This window comes from Pseudomonas sp. PS01297 (assembly GCF_029959305.1).
In the GTDB taxonomy this organism is placed as follows: Bacteria; Pseudomonadota; Gammaproteobacteria; order Pseudomonadales; family Pseudomonadaceae; genus Aquipseudomonas; species Aquipseudomonas helleri.
Genome location: NZ_JASCPQ010000004.1, coordinates 140,060 through 149,870, shown reverse-complemented (window position 1 = coordinate 149,870; position 9,811 = coordinate 140,060). Strand labels below are relative to the sequence as shown.

Here is a 9,811-nt window from a genome sequence, read left to right as displayed (position 1 = left end):
ATCGCGAGGCAAGCTCGCTCCTACAGAGAACGGATGGTGATCGATAATCGCACAGTAATATCAGTCATGTCATGAGAGCTTAACTGTCTGATAAATAAGAAAATATTAGTATTTTTAGAAGTTTAATAGAGACGTTTTGCCCTGTGCTGTCCCGGCCCTCATCTTGTCTATGGATCCATTAACGGGTTGACTAGCGGCCAGGTGATGTCCGGGGTCTCGCCCCTGACCGTTACCCATAAAAACTACAAAAAGGGTCTCGTCATGAAAGCCTTCGCAAGGGCAAAGAACCGCCTGGGTTCTGCATGCTTTATGTCTGTGAGTCACGCCGTGTTGTGCGGCTCTTTTGCTTCGGTGATGTCCGGGCAGGAGGCACGCGCATGGCTATCGATCTGAAAACCACTGTCGACACTGGCCCGATGAGTTCTTTCCAATGGCTCGCCATCGGAATCTGCATTGTGCTCAATATGATCGACGGCTTCGATGTGCTGGTGATGGCTTTCACCGCCGCCTCTGTATCAGTCGAGTGGGCGTTGAGCGGGGCGCAAATCGGCATGCTGCTCAGCGCCGGTTTGTTCGGAATGGCCGCCGGTTCTCTGTTTATCGCCCCCTGGGCGGACCGCATCGGTCGCCGTCCATTGATCCTGCTGTGCCTGGTGGTTTCTGGCGTTGGCATGTTGCTCTCGTCGATGAGCCAGTCGCCCACTCAGTTGGCGCTGCTGCGCGGCCTGACCGGGCTGGGTATCGGCGGCATTCTGGCCAGCAGTAACGTGATTGCCAGTGAGTACGCGAGCAAGCGCTGGCGCGGTCTGGCGGTGAGCTTGCAGTCCACCGGTTATGCCCTGGGCGCCACGCTCGGCGGCCTGATCGCCGTGTGGTTGTTGTCGCATTGGGGATGGCGTTCGGTGTTTCTGTTTGGCGGCATCGTGACCTTTGCGGTTATCCCGCTGGTGCTGCTGTGGTTGCCGGAGTCACTGGACTTTCTGTTGGCCCGTCGCCCGGCAACGGCCTTGCAACGTATCAACCGTCTGGCCCAGCGCATGGGGCAACCGACCTTGAGCCAAATGCCGCCCGTGGTGGCGAGCGTGGCAGGCGAGGGCAAGGGCTTTACCAAGCTGCTGACGCCAGCACTGCGCCGCACCACGTTGTTGATCTGGACGCTGTTCTTCCTGGTGATGTTCGGCTTCTACTTCGTGATGAGCTGGACGCCCAAGTTGCTGGTGTCTGCCGGGCTTTCTGCGCAGCAAGGGATCACCGGCGGCGTGTTGTTGAGCGTGGGCGGGATCTTTGGCGCCGCGCTGGTCGGTGGTTTGGCCTCGCGCTGGCCGCTGACACGGGTGTTGTCGCTGTTCATGCTGGTGACGGCGGGCTTGTTGGTGCTGTTTGTCGGCTCGGCTTCTTCGGTCATGGCGGCGCTGGGCCTGGGCCTGTTGATCGGGATGTTCTCCAACGGTTGCGTGGCCGGGTTGTATGCGCTGTCGCCGATCGTCTATGACGCCTCGGTGCGCACCACGGGCGTGGGCTGGGGCATCGGGATTGGCCGGATCGGCGCGATCCTCTCGCCCATCGTGGCCGGTTTTCTGCTCGATGGCGGCTGGCAACCGCTGCACTTGTACGGGGTGTTCGCCATCGTATTCGTGATCGCAGCAGGCTGTTTGCTGCTGCTCAAACCGGGCGCTCCTGCCGCGCAGCCGGTGCTTTCGGCAGCCTGATTTCGGGCGCTGATTAATGCCCGGCCCTGGCCGGGCACATTCCACACGTACACCTCAACCAGAGCTGGGCGGGCTTTTTCAGCTGCGGGGAGCGGCTGCGTCCAAAAAACGGAGAACAATAATAATGAAGAACACCATTGGCTTGCTGTCGTTGACCTTGTGCGCCCCTGTCATGGCGCAGGATCAAGGCTTTTTTGAAGATTCCAGCACGGATCTGCTGCTGCGCAACTACTACTTCAACCGCGACTTTCGCGACCCTGGTGCGACCAAAAGCAAGGTCGATGAGTGGGCGCAAGGCTTTATCCTCAAGTTCAGTTCGGGCTTTACCCCAGGCGTCGTCGGGTTCGGGGTGGATGGCATTGCCATGCTCGGCGTCAAGCTCGACAGCAGCCGCGAGGCCAGTGGTTCGGAGCTGCTGCCGGTGCGCAGCAATGGGCGCGCCGCAGACAATTTCAGCCGTGCCGGGGTGGCGGCAAAAATGCGCTTCTCGGCCACTGAAATCAAAGTCGGTGAATTGATGCCGGACGTGCCGGTACTGCGCTATGACGACGGTCGTCTGCTCCCGCAAACCTTTCGCGGGGCGATGCTGGTGTCCAAAGAAATCGAAGGGCTGGCGGTACAGGCCGGTCAATACCGCAAGGTCAGCCTGCGTAACTCTTCGGACATGCAAGAGCTGTCGACGTGGGCGGCACCGGGCGTGACGTCTGACCGTTTTAACTATGCCGGGGCAGACTATCGCTTCAACGAGCAGCGTACCCAGGTAGGTGTCTGGCATTCGCAACTCAAAGACATCTACCAGCAGAGCTACTTCAACCTGCTGCACAAGCAGCCGGTGGGCGACTGGGTATTGGGTGCCAACCTGGGCTACTTTATCGACAAGGATGACGGCAGCGCGCGCATCGGCAACGTCAGCAGCCGCACGGCGTACGGCCTGTTTTCCGCCGCGACGGGCGGGCACACGCTGTACCTCGGTTTGCAGAAAGTGAGCGGCGACACCAGCTGGATGTCGGTGTATGGCAGCAGCGGGCGAACCCTGGGCAACGACATGTTCAACGGCAACTTCAGCAACGCGGACGAGCGTTCGTGGCAAGCGCGTTACGACTACAACTTTGCCGCCATGGGCGTGCCGGGCTTATTGGCAATGGTGCGATATGGTCACGGCGACAATGCCACCACCAAGCAAGGCACCAACGGCAAGGAATGGGAGCGCGATACCGAGATCGGATACACCGTTCAGAGTGGCAGCTTCAAAAACCTCAGCCTGCGGGTCAACAACTCGACCAGCCGGCGCACGTTCAACAGCGACTTTGACCAAACCCGCGTAATCATCAGCTACCCGTTGTCGATGTAATACCCCGGTACTCAACCCGCCCTGTAGGAGCGAGCTTGTCTCGCGATCTGTTGATGTTGAAAAGATCGCGAGGCAAGCTCGCTCCTACAGGGTTTTGAGGTCGATCTGGGCTACTATGTCGGCCCCCTGTTTTTTGGAAGTCGCCTGGATGAGCAAGCCCGGCCAACTGGTGCTGATCGCACTGCGCAAAATGATTGCCTCGGGCGAGCTGGCCGCAGGCGAACGTCTGATGGAAATCCCTACCGCTGAACTGTTCGGTGTCTCACGCATGCCCGTGCGCATGGCGTTTCGTACGCTGGAGCAGGAAGGCTTGCTGGTGCGTTTTGGCGGTCGCGGGTTTCAGGTGCGCTCGGTCAGTGCCAATGACATCGCCGGTGCGGTCGAGGTGCGCGGGGTGCTTGAAGGGTTGGCGGCGCGTCTGACTGCTGAGCGCGGGCTTTCGCCAGAAGGTCGGGCAGCCCTTGAACTGTGTCTGCTGCAAGGCGATGAACTGTTCGATAAAGGCTTTGTGACCGAAGATGACCTTGAGGCCTATCACGACCTCAACATGCGCTTTCATCAGGTGATTATTGAGGGCAGCCACAACCCGGCAATTGCCGATGCGCTGGCGCGCAATGATCATTTACCGTTTGCGTCGGTGACGGCCCTGGCGGTTGATCGAAAAGACATGGCCCGCGAGTATCGACGCTTCAATTACGCGCACATGCAGCACCATTCGGTGTTCGATGCGCTGGTCAATGGCCAGGGTGCTCGCGCTGAAGCCATGATGCGCGAGCACGCCAATGCCACGTTGCGCTATGCCGAGATTTTCAGCTCGGCAGTGGCCAGTGAGCGGATGCGGGTGATTCTGCGCGCCGACTAGATATCCAGCACCAGCAGCGGCGATTTCGAGCGTGAGCAGCACGGCGTGAACTGGTTGTTGCACGCCTGTTCCTCTTCGGTCAGGAACATGTCGCGGTGGTCGGGTATGCCCTCCAGCACGTTGGTCAGGCAGGTGCCGCACACGCCTTGTTCGCACGACATGGGGATGTCGATGCCATGGCTTTCCAGCACCGCCACCACGGTTTTATCGGCCGGGATCTCGATGATCTGGCCGCTGCTCGCGACTTTGACGCTAAAGCTGCCATCGTGGCTGCTGTCGATGGCTGCGGCGGCGAAGTATTCGCGGTGCAAGCGGTCTTCTGCCCACCCTTGGACGCGAGCACTGTCCAGCACGTGTTGCATAAAACCAGCCGGGCCGCACACGTAGAGGTGCAGGTCAGGTTGCGGATTGGCCAGCACTTGGGCGGCGTTCATGAGCGTCTCGGGTTGTTCATCAAAATGCACAAATACCTGGTCCGCGAACGCTGACTGACGAATGCGCTCCACAAAGGCCGCGCGGTCGCTGGAGCGGGCGCAGTAGTGCATCTCGAAGTCGGCATTGCTGTGGGCCAGGCGCTCGGCCATGCACAAAATCGGCGTGATACCGATGCCACCCGCAAACAACAGGCTACGTCGGGCTTCGTGGGCCAGCGGGAACAAGTTGCGCGGCTCGCTGATCTGCAGGCGATCGCCGGTATTGATCTGCTCGTGCAGGTGCTGAGAGCCGCCGCGTGAGGCCGGGTCCTTGAGCACGCCAATCAGGTAGCGATGGCGTTCATCCGGGTGATTGCACAGTGAGTACTGGCGAATCAGCCCGTCGGGCAAATGCACGTCAATGTGCGACCCGGCGCTGAAAGCGGGCAGGGGGCTTTCATCTATGCGGGCCAGTTCATAACTGCAAATCCCATGGGCTTCGGTTTTGCGCGAAACAACCTGAACTTCAATCATGGCTGGATCCTCACCACGCTTTCGGCGGGCTCGCGCTCGCTGGCGATGATGCGTTCCAGGACGCGACGCGACTGCACGCCGCCCGAGTCGATATTGAGCTTGAGCAAGGCGCGATGCGGGTGATCCAGCAGGTTTTGTTGCTGGCGTTCGAGCATTTCAAGGTCTTCGCTGAAAATCTTGCCCTGGCCCTCGCGGATCGTCGCCGTGAGCGCTTGATCCTGCGGGTTGAAGTTGCGCGCCATGCCCCAGAAGTACCAGATCGAGGTGTCTGTTTCGGGGGTAATAAAGTCCACCACGATGCTGGAGGCCTTGGCCTGCGCCGGGGCGTGATAACCGCCTTTGCCCGCATGGGCCACGCCGACTTCGATCAGCACATGGCTGGGGGGCGAGAAACGGCAGATCTGCCAGCGGTCTACCGGTATATCATCGGCCAGGTTGTTGCCGCGCAACGCCATGCGCCAGAACGGCGGGGCCATGATGTTTTCCATGTGTCGGGCGGTGACCACTTCGTTGCCATCGACGGTGGTGACCGGCGGGGCTTCGTCAATTTCCTTCTGGCCGATGCTGGACGCGTGCACGTAGGTTTCGTGCGTCAGGTCCATGAGGTTGTCGATCATCAGGCGGTAGTCGCAACCTATATGAAACAACCCGCCGCCGTAGGCCCATTCATCGCTGACGGCCCACTCCAGGTGGTGGATAAGATCGGGGTCGGCTTTGTCCTGTTCGCCCGGCCATACCCAGATAAACCCGTAGCGCTCGACCACGGCAAAGGTTTTGTTGCAGGGGAAGCCGCGAACGCGCTGGCCGGGCATCTCGACGGTCTTGCCGTCGCAACCCATCACCAGGCCGTGGTAGCCGCACACCAGGTTGCCGTTGTCGACATACCCCAGCGAGAGCGGGGCACCGCGATGCGGGCAAAAGTCTTCGACGGCCGCGACTTTGTTTTCCAGGCCGCGATAAAAAACCATCTTTTCACCGCAAATCTGCCGACCCAGCGGCTTGTCGGCGATTTCTTCGGGGGTGCAGGCGACGTACCACGTATTTTTTGGATACATACCAATCTCCAGATCAGGTGTTATTGCTTTTATGGATCCATTAGGCGGGATTGGTCCTGGGTGAGTCAATTTGTAATCAGCGATTAACATCAGTTTTAGGCGATTAACGAACACAAAATTGGGTGAAGCTTATGTTCAGTGGATCCATTGCAGGGGTTCTTTGTGCTGTGGCGCAGCCGTGCGGCTAAATGTCTCGCAGGCGTCACTCGATGTTCACCGTCATACCGTCAAGAACGCTATAGAATGCCGCCCCGTGTGGTTCTGGCTATGCTTCTGGCACCGGGGCGTGTTGTGTGTGCAGCGCGTGACCGCCAGTGCAGCAAAAAGAACCTGTCAGCTTCCCGAATGCGAGTAGAACACCCCATAAATGAGCAGCCATGGCGCAACACCTCAGGCAAATTGGCAACCTGTCATCGCATTGGCGCTGGCCGCCTTTGTGTTCAATACCACTGAATTTGTCCCCGTCGGCTTGCTGAGTGCCATTGGCGCCAGCTTCGACATGACCACCGCCAGCGTCGGGTTGATGCTGACGATCTACGCGTGGGTGGTCTCCCTGACCTCGCTGCCGATCATGCTGCTGACGCGCAACGTCGAGCGCCGAAAGCTGCTGCTGTCGTTGTTCGGCATCTTTATCGCCAGCCACTTGCTGTCCAGCGTCGCCACCCATTTCGGCATTTTGCTGCTCAGCCGGATTGGCGTGGCCTTGTCCCATGCGCTGTTTTGGTCGATCACCGCGTCCCTGGCCGTGCGCATGGCCCCGGAAGGCAAGCAGGTGCAGGCATTGGGCTTGCTCGCCACCGGCACTTCGCTGGCCATGGTCTTGGGCGTGCCGCTGGGTCGTTTGCTGGGTGAGGCGATGGGCTGGCGCACCACGTTCCTGGTGATCGCCGGGTTGGCGTCCTTGTTGGTGCTGTGGTTGTTCAAGACCTTGCCGCTGCTGCCAAGCCAGAACTCGGGGTCGCTGAGAAGCTTGCCGGTATTGTTCAAGCGACCTGCGCTGGTGGCGATTTACGTATTGACGGCGGTGGTAATCACGGCCCAATTCACGGCCTACAGCTACATCGAACCTTTCGTGCAGAGCGTGGCGGGCATGAGCGGCACCATCGTGACCACCACCCTGTTGCTGTTCGGCGGCGCCGGGATCATTGGCTCGCTGTGCTTCAGCTTGTTCCACAAATACAACCCGCACCTGTTCCTGCTGATCGCCATCGGCTTGCTGGCGCTGTGCCTGCTCCTGCTGTTGCCGGCCAGTGGTTGGGTCGAGTCGTTGAGTGTTTTGAGCATTATTTGGGGCATGTCGATCATGGGCTTTGGTCTGGCCCTGCAATCGAAAGTGCTGACCCTGGCGCCGGATGCCACTGACGTCGCCATGGCGATGTTCTCGGGCATCTACAACATTGGTATCGGCGGCGGTGCGCTGCTGGGCAGTTGGGTCGGCAGCCACCTGGGGTTCTCGTACATCGGTTTGATCGGCGGCACGCTGGCCGGTCTGGCCCTGGCCGCCTACACATGGACGATGTACCGGGTTGCTCGTTCAGAAGCCGCGAATGCCCCTTAATGCCCTTGAACTGAGTGGCGGGGCCGCATGGCCAGCATCACGGCAGCACAGCCTGCCATCAACACGCAGGTGATGATGAACACGGCGGGCATGCCGAAATGCCCGCCGACAAAGCCGCCGGTCAATGGCCCGAGCACCTGGCCGATGTACTGGCAGGACGTTGAGTAGCCGAGCATGTGCCCGGCGACTTTGTCGGGCACAGCGTGGCGAATGATCGCGGCGATGCCCGGCAGTAACCCGCCCAGCGCCAACCCCATCAGAAAACGCAGCCCCACCAGTTGCCACTCATTGGTCACGAACGCCTGAGGAATCAGCAGCAGGGCGGCGACGCTCATGCACCCGGTGACGACTTTCCAGTGGCCAATGCGATCGGCCAATTTACCCACCCGCGATGCCGACAAAACACTGGCCAGCGCGGTAGCGGACATGACCACGCCCGCCATCAGGGTGACATCCTGGGTGTGCAACTGGATCAAGTACACGGTGATGATGGGTTCAATCGACATGATCGCGAACATCATCAGGCCGGCCACGGCAAACATGGTCATGACCGGGCGTTTGTCCGGGATCGCGCTCCATGCGCTGGCCGCTGTCGCTTTAGGCGTACCGGCGGCAGGCTTGCGACGGGGCACTTCTTTCATCAGGAACAACGTGGCAAGGAAGGTGATAAAGATCAGGCCGCCGGCCAGAAAGAAGGTGTTGCGGATCCCTACCAACGGCGGGAGCAGCCCGCCAATCAGCGGCCCGGTGAGGTTGCCGGCCATGATCCCCGACGCCAGCATGCCCAGCGCCCAACCCGAGCGCGCTTTTGGCGTTTGCGTGGCCACCAGGATGGTTGCCCCCGACGCGTAGCCACCGAGCAAACCGGCCAGCAGCCGCAAGCCGACCAGTTGGTAAATGTTTTCAGCCAGACCAATCAATGACATGGCGATGGCCATGCCCAGGCTTGCGCGAATCAGCATCAACTTGCGCCCGTAGCGATCTCCCAGGCGGCCCCACAACGGTGCCGTCAGGGCTGCCGTCAAAAACGTCGCGCCAAAGGCGATGCCAGACCACTGCACGATAGCCGCCGGATCGCTGACCCCCAGTTGCTCGACGTACAACGGCAGAAAGGGCAACAACAGGGTCATGGCAATAATCGTGGTGAATGCACCGAACACACTGACAGCCAGGTTGCGCTGCCAGTTGACCTCGACAGGATCTTCATTCAGCGGGTTCGAGTGTGCTTGGCTGGTCATGGCTGTGCCCGGTGATGGAGGTCAGGTGAAGATAAACAAAGGCATGCCATAAATAAAATTCATGTTTTTTATAGAGTGGATTCCGAGTAGGAATGAGTTTGCGCATATCTCTTTGTGTAGGAGCGAGCTTGTCTCGCGATCTTTTAAACGTTCAAAAGATCGCGAGGCAAGCTCGCTCCTACGGTTTTCGGGGGTTACAGAGCTTGCAGCACGTAACGCAACGAGGCGGGCAGGGTTTCGCCGTGACTCATGCCATCGAAGGTGTGGTAGTCAACGGTCAGTCCTGGCAGGCCGCTCAATTGGCTTTTGAGCGTTTGCATGCGCTGATCCGGTTGCCCGACGCTCGGCCCGCGCGGGTTGCCGGGTTCGGCAGTGCCGCGCATCAACAGCAGGTGCGGTTGATGGCCTTTGAGGCGTTGCTTGAAGCCCGCATCCACATTCACGTCGGTCCACCACAGTGACGGGCTGGCCGCGGCGTAGTGGGCAAATTCGCCCGGCCGGTTGAGCAGGGCGTGCAGCACCAACAGGCCGCCATACGAGTGGCCCCACAAGGTTTGCTGGTGCAGATTGATCGGCGCCTGGGCAGCAACCGCCGGGCGCATACGCACGCTCAACAGGTCGAGGAAGACGTCAGCGCCGCCGCTGGGTTGTTCAGTCAGCGGGTCGGTTTGCCGGGCGACGCCCGGTCTGTTCGGGGTGTAGTCATAAGTACGGGCGTTGCGCTCAATACGCAGCGGCGTCTGGTAACCGATGGCTACCAGCAACGGTGCTTTACCGTCCGCCAACGTATTGAGCAACTGAGGATCCAGCGCGCCCATTGCGGCATTGCCATCGAGCATCCAGACCACCGGATAGCCGTCTTTGGGTGGTGCGCTGGCGGGGCGGCCAATCCACAGTTGGTAGTGGCGCTGGCCATCGGCAGAGTCCAGCAGTAGCGAGCTGAAGTTGTATTTGAGGTCTTTGCGCTGCAGCAGGCTGGTGTCCATGGGCTGGTCAGGCGCAGGTCGAGCCTGAGCGGCTTGCACGGGCATGGCCAGTGCAAGCAGCAGCGCCAGAGGGAGGATCTTCGTTCTCATCAGGCGATCTCGTTA

The 9,811-nt window shown here is 60.1% G+C and carries 8 protein-coding genes; 4 read left to right on the top strand and 4 right to left on the bottom strand.

The window, feature by feature from the left end; all coding sequences use genetic code 11:
* Positions 1–377: 377 nt before the first annotated feature.
* From QMX84_RS03305 to QMX84_RS03295, 3 genes are all read left to right on the top strand, one after another.
* A complete protein-coding gene (locus tag QMX84_RS03305) occupies positions 378–1,709 on the top strand; it encodes an MFS transporter (RefSeq protein ID WP_282363138.1) in 1,332 nt (443 codons plus the stop codon).
* Between the two features lie 124 nt (positions 1,710–1,833).
* On the top strand, positions 1,834–3,060 hold the full coding sequence (locus tag QMX84_RS03300; protein ID WP_282363137.1) for an OprD family porin: 1,227 nt from the start codon (positions 1,834–1,836) through the stop codon (positions 3,058–3,060).
* Positions 3,061–3,208: 148 nt separating this feature from the next.
* The gene (locus tag QMX84_RS03295) at positions 3,209–3,922 is read left to right on the top strand and encodes a GntR family transcriptional regulator (protein ID WP_048370210.1); all 714 of its coding nucleotides are present in this window, start codon (positions 3,209–3,211) and stop codon (positions 3,920–3,922) included.
* On the opposite strand, the gene QMX84_RS03290 is transcribed toward QMX84_RS03295, so the two are convergent.
* Together QMX84_RS03290 and QMX84_RS03285 are read right to left on the bottom strand one after the other, a co-directional pair.
* Complete coding sequence (locus QMX84_RS03290; protein ID WP_282363136.1) at positions 3,919–4,869, bottom strand: PDR/VanB family oxidoreductase; 951 nt, start codon at positions 4,867–4,869, stop codon at positions 3,919–3,921. The genes QMX84_RS03295 and QMX84_RS03290 overlap by 4 nt on opposite strands.
* Complete coding sequence (locus QMX84_RS03285) at positions 4,866–5,924, bottom strand: aromatic ring-hydroxylating dioxygenase subunit alpha (protein ID WP_282363135.1); 1,059 nt, start codon at positions 5,922–5,924, stop codon at positions 4,866–4,868. The genes QMX84_RS03290 and QMX84_RS03285 overlap by 4 nt, the downstream gene beginning before the upstream one ends.
* A 367-nt stretch (positions 5,925–6,291) precedes the next feature.
* Here QMX84_RS03285 and QMX84_RS03280 point away from each other — a divergent pair, with 367 nt between their 5' ends.
* Entirely contained in the window at positions 6,292–7,482 is a 1,191-nt protein-coding gene (locus QMX84_RS03280; RefSeq protein ID WP_282363134.1) for a sugar transporter, read from the top strand.
* Here QMX84_RS03280 and QMX84_RS03275 read toward each other — a convergent pair.
* Positions 7,479–8,720, bottom strand: a complete 1,242-nt coding sequence (locus tag QMX84_RS03275; RefSeq protein WP_282363133.1) for an MFS transporter — start codon at positions 8,718–8,720, stop codon at positions 7,479–7,481. The genes QMX84_RS03280 and QMX84_RS03275 overlap by 4 nt on opposite strands.
* Positions 8,721–8,914: 194 nt before the next feature.
* Positions 8,915–9,796, bottom strand: coding sequence for an alpha/beta hydrolase (locus QMX84_RS03270; RefSeq protein WP_282363132.1), 882 nt, complete (start codon positions 9,794–9,796; stop codon positions 8,915–8,917).
* Between the last annotated feature and the right edge of the window lie 15 nt (positions 9,797–9,811).